The sequence below is a fragment of the Pseudomonas sp. HY2-MNA-CIBAN-0224 genome (assembly GCF_040310285.1).
GTDB classification, from domain to species: domain Bacteria; phylum Pseudomonadota; class Gammaproteobacteria; order Pseudomonadales; family Pseudomonadaceae; genus Aquipseudomonas; species Aquipseudomonas helleri.
On the sequence record NZ_JBEOPQ010000005.1, the window covers coordinates 55,602 to 70,730 of the forward strand.

The window sequence follows — 15,129 nt, forward strand, 5'->3', positions numbered from 1 at the left end:
GTTATAACCCCGCCCTCATTGGTCATCAGGTAGCTGCAAGATGCTTTGAGCAGGCTTGACGGTATGGATGGCACGGCGTTGAACGTAAATCACCCGACCAGCGTGCCTTGTACGGTACTACGGCTTTGCCGTATATTTTCGCCATGTATACGATCGTCGAAACCGAAATTTTCAAGCGTTACGCCGAATCCATATGGCGTGATGATGAGCGCCAGGAATTTATCGCGTGGTTGGCGGTGAATCCGTTCGCAGGCGATGTGATTCCCGGCTGCGGTGGGTTACGTAAGGTGCGTTGGTCTCGTGGTGGGATGGGTAAGCGAGGTGGGACGCGGGTTATCTATTACAACGCGCTTGCTGAAGGCCATATATGGTTGCTGATCGCCTACGCCAAGGCGAAGTTCGACAACCTGCCGATCGCCTTCCTGAATCAATTGAAAGAGGAGATCAGTAATGGATCATGAAATGGAAAACTTCCAGAAAGACTTGTTGGCTTCTGTTCGCCAAATGAAAGCTGGCAAGGCGGCGCGCGCAACTGAGGTGACACTTTCGGTCGCCGCTGAGGCGAGAGCTAAAGTCGGATTATCTCAAAGTGCATTTGCGCAGCTTCTAGGGGTCAGCCTGCGTACGTTGCAAGATTGGGAGCAAGGCCGCCGCAGACCAGCGGGTGCGGCACAGACGCTGTTAAGGGTGGCAAGTCAGCATCCAGAAGCGCTGCGGGACCTGCAGGCTATCTGATGCTGAGGTGTGAAAGCCTTTAATTCAGTGAATCCCACCCAAAAAAAAGACGCCCTAGGGCGTCTTTTTTTCGGATTTGGTGGGTTGGGGTAATTTGAATTGGATCGTTAGGTATTTGATTTAATTGCTTAATATGAGTTTGTAAATTTCTTTGGAATACCGATTGGAATACCGAGAGAAGCTGGAATGGGCAATATGCTTCGTTTCCGTATCTCGCAATGGACGGCCAAAAGGATCATCTGTTTACTCGAAGCCGGGCAAGCTGAGCATGCCGCCCTTGGTACGTTTGCCAAAGCCGGTGGGCATTAGGATTGTGTGTTTTTTCATCTCTGTGAGTACCTTCAACCATTCGGTTTTGCTGAAGCGCAGCTTGGTGTCGTTCCAGCTATGCATGACTTCGTCCACAACGGCTTCATCGGTAACCGGGCAGCCCTCCAGGAGAAAGTCGTTCCAGGCTGCGTAAAGTGTTACGGTCATTTCGCAACGATCAGTATCCCAGCTTCGCATCAACTCGATAATCTGCTCAATAGAAGCGCGCTGTGCGGCCAACCAGGCGCTCTCATATGCCTGCTGATGTTGCCCCGCTTGGGACAGCGGGCGGTAGGTATAGCCAACAGTCTCGCGTTCGATGCGCTCGTACCATTTACGGTTTTGCAACTCACCTTCGACCTGATTCATCAATTGGCGATCGTGGGGGCCTGCGGCGTCGCGCAGGTAATCACCCTGAATAACGGCGAGCTTGGCCGCGTGCTCGGCTAGGTAAATCACTTTCTGCAGCTTGCGTTGGCCGAAGGTGCGTTGGCTATGCAGTCGATGAGTAATTTCTGCTGCGAGCAGGGTGCGAGCTACTTGCTGATCTGTGGCAGTGGGAGCCTGCTGGTCATCTTCGGCAAGGGCACGTTCGACCAGGGTGCTTGCCAACTGTTCGTTCAATTCGCGAGCCTGGATTAGGCGGGATTTGAGTTGGTCGCAGAGGGCTATCAGTTGATCTATTTTGGCGACGATGCGGTGTTGTTCTGCGATGGGTGGAATCGGTATGGCGATATTTTTAGATTTAGTTACCGATATATTGTCTTGTCCAGCGGTGCCAATTAGTGCGATGTTGCGCAGAAATGAACCTTCCTTAATAAAAGTAAACACATACTGCGGAAGCATTGGTCCTATTAGTCCGAAAAAAACGATTGCTTGGTTGCAGTTCCATTCAGGAAATGTGTTCGGGATGATCGCAACCTTTCCTAGTGGAGGCCCTACGATGTTCATTACAACATCGCCAGGAGTCAAAGTTGAGCGTTTCATTTTCGATGAGTGATATTCAGGGCTTACAAATTGTCTTTTATAGTCAAAGTCAATTTCTTGATTTCGGATGTTGTAAACCTTCAGAAATGGAACGCCATCTTCGTATCGGAACAACTCCGATGAAGGAGTTGACCCTGAGGACACCGGGCGACAAATTTCACCTATGCGGACCCACTCCCAACCGGTGGGGATATCAAATAATTTTTCGCACTCAGTAACAGCATCAAGTGGAGGTGAGGTCTTGATAGTTTTACTCATAACCAACCGTGCTTTTTCCTCCGCAATGCGTTTGAGCAACTCGCTGGCCGGCTCATCATTGGGGTCTTGCGGCACTAGTTTTCCCATCACCGCCAGTTGCAGCAAAGTTTGCTTGAGGGCTTCTATGCTGGCTTCGGTGGTGAACAGGGTGTGGAAGTGTTCGGCAAAGCGTTGCCAGTTGGTGGTGAAGTCGGTTGCGTCGCTGACTTGGGTCAGGCTGTCGAGTAGTGCCTGCACCAGTTGGGCGTGGGCGCTTTCGGTGTCGGCCTGCTGGGCTTCCAGACGATTGCACAGGGCCATCAGCTCATCGACTTTGACGACAATGCGGTGTTGTTCGGCGAGTGGCGGTAGCGCAAGCGGCAAGTTGAGAATCTGTTCTCGCGAGACATTTTTCATTGAGCTACTGGTGCCGCCTGCTACCCGGCTGTAATAGTCGCGGGCCAATGGTGCGCTGTTTGCCAAGTTCACATAGCGTCGTTCACATAGCGAGGTCAGTTTTAGTCGAACGATTTTGTCGCTAAGCATCAAGTGAGCCGGTGTTGTCTCGACTACAACACTTCGGGCCACAAGCTCCGCCGTATTTGCACGAGAGACCAGAAAGTCGCCTTCGGCGACTTCGTGCTCGGGACGGGCCTCCAAGCTTGCAGGAAGCGCTTTGTTCTCCTCGGGCTGGTAAACGCCCCACGAAACAGCACTGACCTTGAGGACACCCCACTCGTTTGCTGTCCTTGGTCTTGGATCGCAACTAGGGCTCCAACCTGCGCCACTTTCGATCACCTGACTACCCAGCCGTCCCCACCTCCAGTTTGCTGGGAGCTCAAAAGGTTTTTCTTCTTCGCCAATTTCCGCCAGCGGCTTTTGTTTCCTGATCTTGCCCTCATCTACCAACCGAGCCTTTTCCTCAGCAATCCGCTTCAGCAACTCGCCGGCCGGTTCGTCTCTGGGATCTTGCGGCACCAACTTGCCACGCACCGCCAGCTCAATAATCAGTTCACGCAGCTTTTTGATGCCGTTGGGCGCACCGGTCAGTAGTGGCAGGTTATCGGTCAGTAGCGCAGTCATACATCGCGCTCCAGGGCTTCAGCTAAAACTACCTTAAGCTGGTCGCGCAGATCTTTGATTTCGCCTTGCAGGCTGGTGTAGTTGCGCAGCAGTTCGTTCGGGTCATGGCTGATCTGCTCGCTGATATGTGGGTTTTTGCAGTCCAGGTTCCAGTTGCGCGCTTGCAGGTCTTTGACACTGACTTTCCAGGCGAACTCGTTCTCCACCCTTGCGGCAAAGCCGTCGGCCTCACTGCCCCACCAGGCTTCCTCCGCGGCGAATTCTTCGATGCGCATGGGGCGGGTCTTGGAGTAGTTCTTGACCCCAGCCGGGTACTGGTGTTCGTAGAACCACACTTCTTTTGTCGGAGTGCCCTTGGTGAAGAACAGCAGGTTCGTCTTGATGCCGGTGTAGGGGTTGAACACGCCGTTCGGCAGGCGAACGATGGTGTGCAGGTTGCACTCGGTCAGCAGTTTTTCCTTGATGCGGCTTTTGATGCCCTCGCTAAACAGGAACCCATCGGGCAGCACCACAGCAGCTCGGCCACCGTCTTTGAGTAGCTGCATGATCAGCACCAGAAACAGGTCGGCGGTTTCGCGGGTGCGGAACGCGGCGGGGAAGTTGGTTTCAATGCCGTCCTCTTCCATACCACCGAACGGCGGGTTGGCGACAATGCAATCGACCCGCTCCGCCGGGCCCCAACTGATCAGAGGGCGGCTCAGAGTGTTGTCGTGGCGAATCTGGTTGGGCACCTCGATGCCGTGCAGGATCATATTGGTGATGGCAAGCAAGTGCGGCAGCGGCTTTTTCTCCACACCAAAGATGCTGGCCTGCAGGGTGCGTTCGTCTTCGGCTGTTTTTACATAGCGGCTGCGCTTGTGTTCGATGGCGCAGGTGAGAAAGCCGCCCGTGCCGCAGGCCGGGTCCATAACCTTTTCGTCCAGCTTGGGGTCGACCATGCGCACCATAAATTCGGTGACCGGGCGCGGGGTGTAGAACTCGCCAGCGTTGCCCGCGTTCTGCAGGTCGCGCAGCAGTTGCTCATAGAGGTTGCCGAACTCGTGGCGCTCTTGGGCTTTGTTGAAGTCCACGCCTTCCTGAATCTTATTGATCACCTGACGCAACAACTGCCCGGACTTCATGTAGTTGTAAGCGTCTTCAAATACGCTGCGCACCACATAGGCCGAAGGCGTGTTGCTGTACTCATTCAGGTTCTGCAACTGGGGGAATAGGTTGTTGTCGATAAAGTCCTTGAGCGCCTCGCCGGTCATGCCTTCCGGATCGGCGGCCCAGGTACGCCAGCGGCAACTGTCGGGAATGGGCGAACGGTAGTTGTCATCCATTAGCTCCCATTCCAGCTCGCGGTCATCGAAGATCTTCAGGAACAGCAGCCAAACCAGCTGGCCGATACGCTGGGCGTCGCCGTCTACGCCAACGTCTTTGCGCATGATGTCCTGGATGGACTTGATGGTGGAGCTAATGGACATGAAGTTCTCTCAACGCGTACCGCAAGGGGGGCGAAATTCTACAGGATAGTGTGGACGGCTGCTTTGGCAGGTCGTCGGCAGTTGGCCGTTAGCTTGCGTAAAGTTCGTCTTCCAGTTCGTGGATAGCTTTGTTGTAGCCAGCCTTGCCGCCAAAGGCTTTGACCAGCTCGATGGGCGCACCGAACTGGCTGAAAGGGTCAAGCTGCAGGATTTTGATATCCTCAATATGCTCGATGCCGGTATCGGCGTATTTATCTAGTAAAGCCTCCAGTACCTGGCGGGCTGCGCCAGAATACTTGGCGAAATAGTTGCGCTTTTTTACCTGCTCAGCACGTTCGCGGCGTGATAGGGCAGGTTGATCGAAGGCGACGTGGCAGATCAGGTCGAACGGATCGAGGGGCTTGCCCTGTTTTTTTTCCACTTCCTCCGCCAAGGCCTCCCACATCACTCCCTGGACGGCCATCTCCTCGATGATGACTTTCTTTTGCTCGGCATCACTCCAGCGCCGGAGGAAGTCATCCAGCGAGGCGAACTGCTTTTGCACGCAGGTGCGGGTGTAGTCGTGAAGTGACTCGGTGATCAGTCGGCCATCCGGGCCGTAATACTGCACACGCTCGGCGATGACATAAATCTTGACATTGTCGATGACGTACTTGATGCGTTTTTTGCCCTCATCTTCGCCGGTAAAATCCAGATCATCGCCCTCGTTATCGTTGCCTGCGCTGATGCCATCTTCGTCGGCAAGCGGGTCATCCGGTGGTACGGGGGAGTCATCACCTTCTGGGGCGTAGATCACCACCGGGTCGCCGTCGAAGGCAGGGTCGGTAAACAGCTCGGTGGCCTTTTTAAAGTCCATGATGGTGAACCAGTACTTGCCGTAGTCTTCGTTAATGCGAGTGCCGCGACCGATGATTTGCTTGAACTCGGTCATCGATTTGATGTGCTGGTCGAGCACGATCAGCTTGCAGGTCTGAGCATCGACGCCGGTGGTCATCAGCTTGCTGGTGGTGGCAATGACTGGATAGCGCGCCTCCGGGTTGATGAAGTTATCCAGCTCGGCCTTGCCTTCCTGGTCATCGCCGGTGATACGCATGACGTATTTGCGATTCTCGGCCACACGCTCGGGGTTGAGGTTGACCAGGGCCTGGCGCATGCGCTCGGCGTGGTTGATGTCGTCGCAGAAGACGATGGTTTTCTGAAACGGATCAGTGGCCTTGAGGAGTTCGGCAACTTTCTGCGCCACCAGTTGGGTGCGCGCCTCGATAACCAGGGTGCGGTCCATGTCTTTGAGGTTGTAGATGCGGTCTTCGATCAGCTCGCCATTTTTATCGAGCATGCCTTTGGGGGGCCGCCAGCCTTGCAGGTCTTTGTCGAAGTCGATGCGCACCACTTTGTAGGGGGCGAGAAAGCCGTCTTCGATGCCTTGCTTCAAGGTGTAGCTGTAAATCGGTTCACCGAAGTAGGTGATGCTGGATACCTCTTTGGTCTCCTTCGGTGTGGCGGTAAGGCCGACATGGGTGGCGCTGGAGAAGTAATCGAGTATTTCACGCCAGGCGGAATCCTCGGAGGCGCTGCCACGGTGACATTCGTCGATCACGATCAGGTCGAAGAAGTCGCGGGAGAACTGCTTGTAGATGTTCATCTCTTCATCAGTACCGGTGACGGCCTGATAGAGCGACAGGTAGATTTCGTAGGAGGTATCGATCTGGCGTTTGGCGATTTTGGTCATCGCCTGGCCGAAGGGCTTGAAGTCGTTGTTTTTGGTCTGGTCGACCAAGATGTTGCGGTCGGCCAGAAACAGGATGCGTTTCTTCTGTTTCGATTTCCACAGCCGCCAGATGATTTGGAAGGCGGTGTAGGTCTTGCCGGTGCCCGTAGCCATCACCAGCAGGATACGGTCTTGGCCGCGCGCCACAGCCTCGACGGTGCGGTTGATGGCATTCATCTGGTAATAGCGAGGCATGCGCCCGGAGCCGTCGTCGTAGTAGGGCGCTTCGATCTTGTGTTGGGCTGTTGCATCCAGCCCCTTCCACTGACAGTAGCGGTGCCAAAGTTCGGCAGGGCTGGGGAATTGATCAAGGGTAAGTTCGGTTTCTACCTGGCCGCCTGTGCCGCTGCGGTCGTGAAACAGGAAGCCATCGCCATTGCTGGAGAACACGAACGGTACGTCCAGCGCCTCTGCATATCCCAGGGCTTGCTGCATGCCGGAGCCAACGGAGTGCTTGTTGTCCTTCGCCTCGATCACTGCGATAGGCAGGTTGGCTTGGTGGTAGAGGATGAAGTCTGCGCGGCGTGCTTCACCACGGCTGTGCAGTTTGCCCCGGACGATAATGCGGCCTTTGGTAAAGCTGACTTCCTCGCGCACCTGCTTGTGCATGTCCCATCCAGCTTGTTGAACGGCTGGGGCAATGTACTTGCTGCACATATCCCGCTCGGAAAGCGATTTCTTGTCCATGACTGGCTATGTCCCTATGGCGTTCGATGGACTTTACCAGATTGGTCTGAAGGCATGCTGCCAGTATTGACATGCTTGGTTGACAGCCAGCTTTGCGCCCCCGGAAGATTTGGTTTTGTTACGCATGCTTGCTTATGCCTGCTGCAATATCATGCGCAGTCCCTAGCGTACGTTGATTGGGAGCAAGGTCGTCGCAGGCCTGCGGGTGCGGCCCAGACGCTGCTAAGGGTTGCAAGTCAGCATCCAGAAGCGCTGCGAGACCTGCAGGCCATCTGATGCTGAAGTGTGAAAGCCTTTAATTCAGTGAATCCCAGGCACAAAAAAAAGACGCCCTTGGGCGTCTTTTTTCGGATTTGGTGGAGCCGGGGGGATTTGAACCCCCGTCCGCCAGTACTCCGCTGTCGGTACTACATGCTTAGCCGTTTCTATTAAGTTAACCCTCAGCGACCCGAAGGGCAGGGTGCTTTGGGCGAGTTGTGTAAGTTTTAGCCGCTTCGTCCACAACGTACTGCACGGCGATCCTGTTCTATATGACAATCACTTCAGGTTTACAGGCATCCCCTAGTGATTGCTGGACCCGAAGGTACCAGGAGGATGGCTAAGGCAGCTTACGCTGCGAGAGCTTGACCCTCGTAGGTTTCGTCATTGGCAACTATAAGTAGTTGCAACAGTGGATTTACGAGTTCTGTTACCAACTCGGCATGCACCTAGAGTTTCGCAACCGGCGTCGAATCCTAAACGGCCCCGATGCTTGCTGGCCGTAACCAGCAAGCTGCGCAGTCTACGCCAATTCGGCGCAGAAGGCCAACCTCAAGGGCTTACTTATCGTCGCCGCCTTTGGTGAGGTTTTGCAGTTTCTGCAGGGCTTGGGTAGTGGTCGCGATGCAATCTTCTGTTTTACCCGCCGCTTGTTCACCTTTGGCTTTTTCGACCAGGGCGTCGATGTCGCCTTTGGTGTTTTCGCTGGTGGCAATAAGGGTGGCTTGGGCATCGGCGATTTTTATCAGGTTGATCTGGCAGAGGTCATCTGCCGCAAACACCGGAGAGGCCAACATTGCAGCGGATACAAACAGACCAGCCAATGCGGTACGTTTCATAGGGTCAAGCTCCTTGTGCACAGTTAGGCCCGGTGGCTCCGGGCTCGGTTATATGCCCCAATCGTTAGGGCTCAAGCCAATTGACTATAGCCACGCTCTGGAGTTCTGCCTGCGTTTGGCCAGTATTTGATGAATTTTTTTGTGCCCAAAAAGGGGGCGTTTTCAGGCAGTTCGTAGGCCCGATCCCTTTCCTTCTTATGAAACTTCCTAGACACTCTCGTTCGCTTGCGCCTGCCCAGTTCGGGGCATAGTCTCGGCCCATCGCTGCACATCAGCGGTCGGGTTTAGTCGCCCGGCTTGTAAACTTGGCGCAAGGCGCTACCTCTACGAGGCCCTTTTCTAGGGCCTGCGTTTTATGGTGGCCGTGCGCAGGGCACTTTCGAGTGCGCCGGTTTCCAAGTTTACCGGTCGACTAACCTGCGTACGGCTGCCTCCCCATCGTTAGTCGCGATTTAAGGCAGCTCCCTAAACTTGGAGAGCGCTATGAAAAAGATTGTCCCCGATCCACCTGCCTTACCCTCGCAAGAGGCTGTTCAGTGCGATGCACTGTCGTTAGACCGCGCGGCCACCGAGCGCGCCCTCAATTACTACCTGCACGACCATAAGCCTCCACGGCACGTGGATCAGGCCACGTATGCCATACCCGACAACGTTAATGTAGAAGCGGCTTTGGCCCAAGCGTCAGACTTGTTGCGCTGCGCGGGTGCTTCGGCGTGTGAGGCGGGGAATGGTTTGAGCGGGCATGCGCGCAGTTTGGTGTTGTCGAGCATGCATTTGGTGGAGTTGGCCAAAGCGTATGTGGATAAGTCGCTGGATGGGTTGACGACGCACTAGAGCAGCACGCGCCTGAGTGCAAGCAGGCGCGTCCTATTGACCTCATTTCTGTGGGAGCGGGCTTGCTCGCGATAGTGTCGGCGCGGTCTTCAGAACCACCGCGTCGTTTGTATCGCGAGCAAGCCCGCTCCCACATTGTTCACCGCTCAACGAGCGGTGCTGACGCGATCTACCAGGTAGACAAGGCCGTGGTAGTCGATGCCGCCATGTTGGCTCAGGCCGATTTCACACGTGCGGCTGGTCGATATTCCTTCGCTGCAATGCTGCACGGCGTCTTTTAAGGTGCGCAGTGAGTGGGCGTTCAGCTCGGGGGTGGTAAAGCCTTTGTCGCCGGCAAAGCCGCAGCAATGTATCCCCTCCGGTATCACCACGTCGGTGCTGCATAGCCGTGCGATGTCGATCAGCGCCTGGCTTTCGCCCAGGTGCTGGGTGCTGCAGGTGACATGCACGGCGATGGGGGCGGTTTGTGGGGTGAAGTTTAACTTATCCACAAGGTGGGTGCGGATGAAGCGCACCGGGTCGTAGAGGTCGAGGCGTGTTTCGCCCAGGTCCTGGACCAGGCGCAGGGTGCAGGGGCTGGTGTCGCAGTAAATGGGGTCTACCCCGCCACGGCTGGCGTGCAGCAAGGCACCGATGAGTTCCTGGCGTTTGTGTTCGGCCTGTTCATTGTAGCCCTTGGAGGCAAACGGCTGGCCGCAGCACAGGCTGTCCATGTTCTCGGGGAAGACCACTTGGTAACCGGCTTTTTCCAGCAGGCTGCGGGTTTTGTCGAGCAACGAGGTTTGCTCTTTGTCGCCCGCCGCCGGGCCCATGACGCGGGACACGCAGGCCGCCAAATACACCACCCGCGGGCGGGCATCTTTAACCGGCGGGCTGAAGCGTACCGCCCGCTCGGGTTGCGGCATGGCGTTGGTCCACAGCGGCACGCGGCCTTTGCTGGCTTTGGTCAGCGCTGCCGAGATTTTGCCCAGGCGCGGCGCACCCAGCAGGATGCGTGCGCCATTGGCCACGTGCAGGGTGAAGCGCGCGCCCTGTAGCGTGGTTGCAAAGTGATTGCCCAGCAGGTCGGCGGCTTTGAGGTGGTTGGCGCTGCGCGCGCGCAGTTTTTTCACCAGTTCGCCGGTGTTGATGCCCACCGGGCAACGCTGGGCGCACAAACCGGTGGCGGCGCAGGTGTCGATGCCTTGGTAGGCGTAGGCTTTTTCCAGCTCGCGGGTGTCGACCCCGGCGCGCTTTCTGGCCTGAATATCACGCCAGATCACAATCCGTTGCCGTGGGCTGAGAGTCAGGCCTTTAGAGGGACACACCGGCTCACAAAAACCGCACTCGATGCACTTATCCACAATCTCGTCGGCGGCTGGCATCGGCTTGAGGTTTTTGAGGTGGATGTGTGGGTCTTCGCTGAGCACCACGTCGGGGTTGAGGATGCCTTGCGGGTCGAGCAAACGCTTGAGTGCCCACATTAATTGGTAGGCGTCGCTGCCCCATTCCAGCTCAACAAACGGCGCCATGTTGCGCCCGGTGCCATGTTCGGCCTTGAGCGAGCCGCCGAACTCCACAGCGATCAGTTGCGCCACGTCGTCCATAAACGCTTGGTAGCGGGCGACTTCTTCGGGGTTGTTAAAGCCTTGGGTGAACACAAAGTGCAGGTTGCCTTCCAGGGCGTGGCCGAACAGGATCGCTTCTTCGTAGTGGTGTTTGTCGAACAGCTCGATGAGGCGGTTGACGCCGATGGCCAGTTGCTCGACCGGGAAGGTCACGTCTTCGATGATCACTGTGGTGCCGGTTTTGCGCACCGCGCCGACGGCCGGGAAGGTGTCTTTGCGAATCGCCCAGAGTTTGGCGTTTTCGCCGGGGTTTTCCGTGAAGTCGACTTGTTTCTCGACCGCAAAGTCGGCCAGCGACGCCATGATCTGCGCCAGTTGTTCGTGCAGCAAGGTTTGGCTGGCCGCGCGGGACTCGATCAGCAGAGCGCAGGCATTGGCCGACAGTTCTTTAACGAACGCGGGCATGCCGGGTTTGTCTTGCACCGAGCGCAGGCTGCGGCGGTCGAGCAGTTCGACGGCTGACACGGGCTGGCTTTTCAGCACGGTGACCGCGTTGCAGCAGGTTTCTACGTCGGGGAAGACGATCAGCGCCGAGGCTTTGTTGGGGTGGTCGATGACCGTGTCGTAGGTCACCGAGCTGATAAAGCCCAAGGTGCCTTCGCTGCCGACCAGCAAGTGGCTGAGGATATCCAGCGGGTCATCGAAGTCGACCAGGGCGTTGAGTGACAGGCCCGTGGTGTTTTTCAGACGGTATTTGTGGCGGATTTTTGCAGCCAATTCAGTATTGGCGCGGGTCTCGCGGGCCAATGTCGCCAATTGGTCGAGCAGGGCGCCGTGGCTTTGACGAAAGGCGGCGATGTTGGCCGCGTCTTCGGTGTCTACCCGGGTGCCGTCTGCCAGTACCACGCGGATACCGGCCAGGGTGTGGTAGGTGTTTTGCGCAGTGCCGCAGCACATGCCGCTGGCGTTGTTGGCGACGATGCCGCCGATTTTGCAGGCGTTGATCGAGGCCGGATCGGGGCCGATCTTGCGCCCGAACGGGGCCAGCCAGGCGTTGGCTTGCGCGCCGATAACCCCCGGTTGCAGGCGGATTTGCGCGCCTTGATCGCGAATGACTTTGCCGTTCCAGTTATCGCCGAGCACGATCAGTACCGAATCGCTGATGGCCTGGCCCGACAGGCTGGTGCCCGCGGCGCGGAAGGTGACGGGCACCTGGTCGCGACGGGCAAGGTTGAGCAGTTCGACCACTTCGTCTTCAGATTCGACGCGGATCACCAGTTGCGGGATCAGCCGGTAAAAGCTCGCGTCGGTGCCGAAAGCCAGGGTGGAAAGCGGGTCGGTGAAGCGGCGGTCGTCGGGGATCAACCGCTCGGCATCACGGGTAAACGTCGAAGGCAGGCTCATGCGTCCTCCAGAATTAATACCACCAGGTCTTTCGGGCCGTGGGCGCCGTAGGCCAGTACTTGTTCGATGTCAGCGGTTTTTGACGGGCCAGACACCAACAATGCGTTAGTCGGCATGCCCGCGGTCCAGTTCATTTCACGCTGCACTGAATAAAAGTTGTCGCGGATTTGGCTGGCCTTGAGCAGCGCAAAATGCACCGGCGGTACCAGGCTCATCAGGCGCGGTTCTTCCGGTGTTGGCCAGAGGATCAAGCTGCCGGTGGCGGCAATCGCGCCCAAGGTGGTGGTGAAGCTGGCCGGGGTGTCGTTGAACAGCTCGGCTTTCCATTCTTCCACGGGGCGGTCGTAGGCTTTGAGTGGGGGCAGCGCAGGATTTTGTGCCCAATGTGCCGTCACTTTCTGCCCGTGCGCGGTGGTTGGGGCGATTAACAGGCTCGGCAATTGGCGGTCGCAGACTAATTGCGCCAGCAGGGTGGGCCAGTCTGCTTCGGTGGTGAGGTGGATTTCGGTGTGCACGGCTTCCATCAACTTACGCAGTTGCGGGATGCGCTGCTCCGGGGTGTAGGTCCACGGTTCTGTCACCAATGTTTCGTCGAAGTTGTCAGGCACGGGTGTGGCGCCTGTGAGGCTTTTACGCAGTTTGTTGAGGATGTTTTGCTTGGCGCTCATCGCGAGGCTCCCGACTTTTTCGCCATGTGTTCGCGGGCCATGTCGTGCAGCGAGCGGGCGGCGGGTTTAGGGGCGCTGTGGTTTTGGGTCCACGGGCCTACGTTGTTTGGCGTTAGCCCGCGCAGGCGGGTGGCAGCTTTGACGAACACGCGGTAGAGCGTGGGCGAGCTGTTGAGCTTGGCCCACAGGTTCCACATGAGGCGCTCTTTGCGTGAGTACTTGCTGCCTTGGCCGCGCATGATGCGTGGTACGGCATCGGGCGATTTAACGTTCTCTTCGCGTAGCCGACGCAGCAATGCCGGGATCGGAATTTTTACCGGGCACACTTCGCCACAGGAGCCGCACAACGACGAAGCGCTGGGGTGATCCGGGACTTTGCCCAGGCCGACCATGTGCGGGGTGATGATTGCGCCAATGGGGCCGGGGTACACCTCACCGTAGGCATGACCGCCGATGCGGGTGTACACCGGGCAGTGGTTCATGCAGGCACCGCAGCGAATGCAGTTGAGGGTTTGGCGCAGTTCGCTGTCAGCAAACGCCTGGCTGCGACCGTTGTCGAGCAGCACCAGGTGGACTTCTTCGGGGCCGTCGAGTTCGCCGGGTTTGCGTGGGCCGGAGATCATGTTGACGTAGGTGGTGATCGGTTGGCCGAGGGCCGAGCGGGTCAGCAATGACACCAGCGGTACAACGTCACGCAGGTTTTCGACCACTTTCTCGATGCCGGTGACGGCGATGTGCACCGGTGGCGCGGTGGTCGACATGCGCCCGTTGCCTTCGTTTTCGACCAGCAGCAAGGTGCCGGTTTCGGCCACGGCGAAGTTGACGCCGGACACGCCAATGTCGGCTTCAAAAAACTTTTGGCGCAGCACGCGGCGACCGATCTGGATCAGTTGATCGACGTCTTTGGTGTATTCAACGCCGAGCTTATTGTGGAACAGGTCGGCCACTTGCCCGGCGTTCTTGTGGATCGCGGGCATGATGATGTGGGACGGTTTCTCGTTGTCGAGCTGAACAATGTACTCGCCCATGTCGGACTCAAGGCATTCGATGCCTTGTGCGCCGAGCACGTGGTTCATTTCCATCTCTTCGCTGACCATCGACTTGCCTTTGATCACTTGCTTGGCGGCACGGCGGCGGGCAATTGAGAGCACGATGTCATTGGCCTGCTCGACGGTTTCGGCCCAGTGCACCTGCACACCGTTGCGGGTCAGGTTGGCTTCGAGGCGTTCCAGCAGGTCAGGCAGTTTGGACAGGGCGCGGGCCCGTACGGCATTGCCCAGCGCACGCAAATGCTCGCGTTCGTGGGCATCGCTGAAGGACACCGCGCGTTTGGTCATCAGCGAGTCCATGGCGTTGCGAAAGTTATTTCGCAATTGTTTGTCGGCCAATGCCTCGTGGGCGCGCTCGCGGAAGTCTTCTATGACGACAGCAGGGATCAACGCACTCATTGTGCACCTCCGGTGCGTTGCCACAGGAAGCTGGCCAGATGCTGACCGCGCAGGGCTTTTTGCTGTTTTTCGAGGGAACCGTTGATGTTCATCAGGCAGCCGCAGTCGGCGGTCAACACTTGATGTGCACCGGTTTCAATCAGGGCGCGGGTCTTGTCGGCGACCATGGCCCCGGAAATATCAGGCAGGCGTACGCTGAATGTCCCACCAAAGCCGCAGCATTCGCTTTCATGGCTGTGGTCGATGCGCTCAACGTTGCCCAGTTGCGCGAGCATTTCGCGGCCGTGCAGGTGGGTGTTCATTTCGCGCTGGGCAGAGCAGGAGGTGTGCAGCGCGACTTTGATCGGGGCGCCGCTGTCCTTGAACTGCACTTTGCACACAAACAGCAAGAACTCGGTGAGTTCAAAGGTGCGTTCGGCCAGGGCGTGGACCTTTTTCAAGGTGTCTGGCTCGTCTTTGAACAGGTCTTCGTAGTGTTCGCGCAGCATGCCGGCGCAGGAGCCGGAGGGCACGACCACGGGGTAATCTTCGGCAAACAGCGCCAATTGTGCACGGGCCACTTCGCGGGCCTGGTCGGTGTAACCCGAGGTGTAGGCCGGTTGCCCGCAGCAGCTTTGGCCTTGCGGGTAGTCCACTTCGATGCCTTCGCGTTCGATCAGGTGGATCGCGTCCATCCCGGCTTCGGGGAAGAACAGGTCGACGACGCAGGTGCCGAACAGGTAGACCTTGCGGGGTTTGTGCGCAGGGTAATGGCGCGGGGTCGGAAGGGGTGGGGCGACACGGGTCGCGTTGGGCACGGCGTTGTAAAAAAGCTCGCTCATCAGGCGTCTCCGGGTGGTCCCGGTTATAGATCCACAGT

The 15,129-nt window shown here is 57.4% G+C and carries 11 protein-coding genes, 1 other RNA gene and 1 pseudogene; 4 read left to right on the plus strand and 9 right to left on the minus strand.

Features of this window, described 5'->3' with window-relative positions; translation table 11 throughout:
• Window positions 1–143 precede the first annotated feature (143 nt).
• Window positions 144–461 (plus strand): transcriptional regulator, encoded by a 318-nt coding sequence (locus AAEZ03_RS04910; protein WP_123751817.1) that lies wholly within the window; start codon window positions 144–146, stop codon window positions 459–461.
• The gene (locus AAEZ03_RS04915) at window positions 451–735 is read left to right on the plus strand and encodes a helix-turn-helix domain-containing protein (RefSeq protein ID WP_048372841.1); all 285 of its coding nucleotides are present in this window, start codon (window positions 451–453) and stop codon (window positions 733–735) included. Before AAEZ03_RS04910 ends, AAEZ03_RS04915 begins: the two co-directional genes overlap by 11 nt.
• Before the next feature lie 243 nt (window positions 736–978).
• Here AAEZ03_RS04915 and AAEZ03_RS04920 read toward each other — a convergent pair whose 3' ends face one another.
• The 3 genes from AAEZ03_RS04920 to hsdR all read right to left on the minus strand — a co-directional run bounded on the left by AAEZ03_RS04920 (window position 979) and on the right by hsdR (window position 7,272).
• Window positions 979–3,351 carry a restriction endonuclease subunit S gene (locus AAEZ03_RS04920; protein ID WP_350576621.1) on the minus strand — a complete coding sequence of 791 codons (2,373 nt, stop codon included), beginning with the start codon at window positions 3,349–3,351 and terminating at the stop codon, window positions 979–981.
• On the minus strand, window positions 3,348–4,817 hold the full coding sequence (locus AAEZ03_RS04925; RefSeq protein ID WP_350576624.1) for a type I restriction-modification system subunit M: 1,470 nt from the start codon (window positions 4,815–4,817) through the stop codon (window positions 3,348–3,350). Before AAEZ03_RS04925 ends, AAEZ03_RS04920 begins: the two co-directional genes overlap by 4 nt.
• A gap of 88 nt (window positions 4,818–4,905) precedes the next feature.
• On the minus strand, window positions 4,906–7,272 hold the full coding sequence (gene hsdR, locus AAEZ03_RS04930) for an EcoAI/FtnUII family type I restriction enzme subunit R (RefSeq protein ID WP_350576626.1): 2,367 nt from the start codon (window positions 7,270–7,272) through the stop codon (window positions 4,906–4,908).
• 174 nt (window positions 7,273–7,446) lie between these two features.
• On the opposite strand from hsdR, the pseudogene AAEZ03_RS29250 reads away from it, so the two are divergent.
• Window positions 7,447–7,548 (plus strand): annotated as a pseudogene (locus AAEZ03_RS29250) (helix-turn-helix domain-containing protein); the annotation flags it as partial.
• Between the two features lie 78 nt (window positions 7,549–7,626).
• On the opposite strand, the gene ssrA reads toward AAEZ03_RS29250, so the two are convergent.
• Window positions 7,627–8,018, minus strand: a transfer-messenger RNA (tmRNA) gene (gene ssrA / locus AAEZ03_RS04935).
• Between the two features lie 72 nt (window positions 8,019–8,090).
• Window positions 8,091–8,369, minus strand: coding sequence for a PA2433 domain-containing protein (locus AAEZ03_RS04940; protein ID WP_123751760.1), 279 nt, complete (start codon window positions 8,367–8,369; stop codon window positions 8,091–8,093).
• Window positions 8,370–8,852: 483 nt separating this feature from the next.
• Between AAEZ03_RS04940 and AAEZ03_RS04945 the strand changes: the two genes are divergently transcribed.
• Window positions 8,853–9,203 carry a DUF6124 family protein gene (locus AAEZ03_RS04945; protein WP_048373219.1) on the plus strand — a complete coding sequence of 117 codons (351 nt, stop codon included), beginning with the start codon at window positions 8,853–8,855 and terminating at the stop codon, window positions 9,201–9,203.
• A gap of 146 nt (window positions 9,204–9,349) precedes the next feature.
• On the opposite strand, the gene AAEZ03_RS04950 is transcribed toward AAEZ03_RS04945, so the two are convergent.
• The 4 genes from AAEZ03_RS04950 to AAEZ03_RS04965 are packed head-to-tail and all read right to left on the minus strand — an operon-like array spanning window position 9,350 to window position 15,091.
• Window positions 9,350–12,154 (minus strand): FAD-binding and (Fe-S)-binding domain-containing protein, encoded by a 2,805-nt coding sequence (locus AAEZ03_RS04950; protein WP_350576630.1) that lies wholly within the window; start codon window positions 12,152–12,154, stop codon window positions 9,350–9,352.
• Window positions 12,151–12,822, minus strand: a complete 672-nt coding sequence (locus tag AAEZ03_RS04955; protein WP_350576633.1) for a LutC/YkgG family protein — start codon at window positions 12,820–12,822, stop codon at window positions 12,151–12,153. Before AAEZ03_RS04955 ends, AAEZ03_RS04950 begins: the two co-directional genes overlap by 4 nt.
• Window positions 12,819–14,270 (minus strand): LutB/LldF family L-lactate oxidation iron-sulfur protein, encoded by a 1,452-nt coding sequence (locus AAEZ03_RS04960; RefSeq protein WP_350576636.1) that lies wholly within the window; start codon window positions 14,268–14,270, stop codon window positions 12,819–12,821. The genes AAEZ03_RS04955 and AAEZ03_RS04960 overlap by 4 nt, the downstream gene beginning before the upstream one ends.
• A complete protein-coding gene (locus AAEZ03_RS04965) occupies window positions 14,267–15,091 on the minus strand; it encodes a (Fe-S)-binding protein (protein WP_350576639.1) in 825 nt (274 codons plus the stop codon). Before AAEZ03_RS04965 ends, AAEZ03_RS04960 begins: the two co-directional genes overlap by 4 nt.
• Window positions 15,092–15,129 lie beyond the last annotated feature (38 nt).

Excerpts from the sequence above, each read along its gene's own strand:
- AAEZ03_RS04910 (WP_123751817.1), top strand. The coding sequence starts at position 144 with ATGTATACGATCGTCGAAACCGAAATTTTCAAGCGTTACGCCGAATCC.
- AAEZ03_RS04915 (WP_048372841.1), top strand. The coding sequence starts at position 451 with ATGGATCATGAAATGGAAAACTTCCAGAAAGACTTGTTGGCTTCTGTT.
- AAEZ03_RS04920 (WP_350576621.1), bottom strand. The coding sequence starts at position 3,351 with ATGACTGCGCTACTGACCGATAACCTGCCACTACTGACCGGTGCGCCC.
- AAEZ03_RS04925 (WP_350576624.1), bottom strand. The coding sequence starts at position 4,817 with ATGTCCATTAGCTCCACCATCAAGTCCATCCAGGACATCATGCGCAAA.
- hsdR (WP_350576626.1), bottom strand. The coding sequence starts at position 7,272 with ATGGACAAGAAATCGCTTTCCGAGCGGGATATGTGCAGCAAGTACATT.
- AAEZ03_RS04940 (WP_123751760.1), bottom strand. The coding sequence starts at position 8,369 with ATGAAACGTACCGCATTGGCTGGTCTGTTTGTATCCGCTGCAATGTTG.
- AAEZ03_RS04945 (WP_048373219.1), top strand. The coding sequence starts at position 8,853 with ATGAAAAAGATTGTCCCCGATCCACCTGCCTTACCCTCGCAAGAGGCT.
- AAEZ03_RS04950 (WP_350576630.1), bottom strand. The coding sequence starts at position 12,154 with ATGAGCCTGCCTTCGACGTTTACCCGTGATGCCGAGCGGTTGATCCCC.
- AAEZ03_RS04955 (WP_350576633.1), bottom strand. The coding sequence starts at position 12,822 with ATGAGCGCCAAGCAAAACATCCTCAACAAACTGCGTAAAAGCCTCACA.
- AAEZ03_RS04960 (WP_350576636.1), bottom strand. The coding sequence starts at position 14,270 with ATGAGTGCGTTGATCCCTGCTGTCGTCATAGAAGACTTCCGCGAGCGC.
- AAEZ03_RS04965 (WP_350576639.1), bottom strand. The coding sequence starts at position 15,091 with ATGAGCGAGCTTTTTTACAACGCCGTGCCCAACGCGACCCGTGTCGCC.